This window comes from Endozoicomonas sp. SESOKO2 (assembly GCF_024606245.1).
Classification (GTDB): Bacteria; Pseudomonadota; Gammaproteobacteria; order Pseudomonadales; family Endozoicomonadaceae; genus Endozoicomonas_A.
On sequence record NZ_JAHHPQ010000209.1, the window covers coordinates 1 to 1250 of the forward strand.

Consider the following 1250-nt stretch of genomic DNA (forward strand, 5'->3'; position numbering starts at 1 on the left):
AAATGCTGCGATACATCCGGGGGTTGGCGTTGTACTGTCTGGCAAACAGCAGAGACCCGGTTCTCAGCAGAATGACTGAGGAAGCGGCCTTACCCAATGGCATGGCCAGCCCGCCCACTTCAGAGATCTTTTCAATGCCGTCGTGGTAGGTATATTGGCGAGTTCGGTCAAGATCAACATCATAGTGTTCCAGCCAGTGCTCGAAAGGTGTGAGAGCTCTGTGCAGGTAATCACCCCGGCTGGTCAGATCCAGAAGATAGAGGAACGCCATGTTTGAGAGAGACAGCCTTTCAGCCTGCTCGGCGGTATGGATCGCCAGCAGAGGCTTATAGGTGAAGAAGTACCAGGCGGCCGCCTGTACCAGAGAGGCTGAAGGTTTTAGCCAGTAATCATTGAGCCGATGCTCAACCGCTGCAGCATGAGTCTGCATCAAGGTGTCATGGATAGCCTTGATCAGCTCTGATTCAGACACGCCAAGGGTATTGGCATAAGGTGCCAGAGTATCCTGAATATTGGCCAGGAAGGCTGCCGTCCTGCGGCCGTTATTGAAGGCAATATCGTTAAGGACGTAGTTGGCGATGACCGCAGCTGCGTACTCTTTCATGCCGGTAACAGACTCTTTCATACCTGAAGGGCCAGTGGTGGTCACGGTCACAGGATCGAAGGCATTGCGCATGAATTCCTTTGCACCCTCGTCAGACATCATTTGAACAACCTTTTTGAATTGAGGCACATTGACGCCGTAGCGGTAGCCAAGGAAGTGCTCGAATTCATCCACTGTCTGATAACCATCGACACCTCTGACCGCTTTAATGTAATTATGAAGTTCAACCTTGCTGATCAGACCTTCACTCAACAGAGCTATTATCCTGATACCAGTGTGAGAATGAGTAGCGAAGTGTTCCGAGAAGAATCTTTCAGGCACGAGAGGGTGAAAGGCTCTTTTGCTCATGCCATTAATTTCGTCGTCGTATCGTTGAGCCCCGGTTTTCATTTCATTCCTGGCCCTGTAAACCAGCTCCTGGACTTTTGGCAGGACAGGGTGATCTACGATAGACAAAGGGTAGGGTGGGGAGCACCTCATCATGTCCTTGAAGATTTCCACAGCCTGACTGGCCTGAACAAGCGTCAGATGGTCTCCAACCATTGTCTGCAAGCGAATCGGTGCAAATTCGTCGATAAAATTGAAAGACGCAAGGGTTGGTATTGCATTACCGCTTTCTGCTGCCAATCCTGCCAGACCGATGGCG

General features: G+C 50.9%; 1 protein-coding gene. It reads right to left on the reverse strand.

Annotation, left to right across the window (positions count from 1 at the left end; all coding sequences use genetic code 11):
- A partial coding sequence (locus KDK17_RS05050) for a hypothetical protein (protein WP_257253195.1) occupies positions 1-1231 on the reverse strand: 1231 nt, incomplete at its 3' end.
- Between the last annotated feature and the right edge of the window lie 19 nt (positions 1232-1250).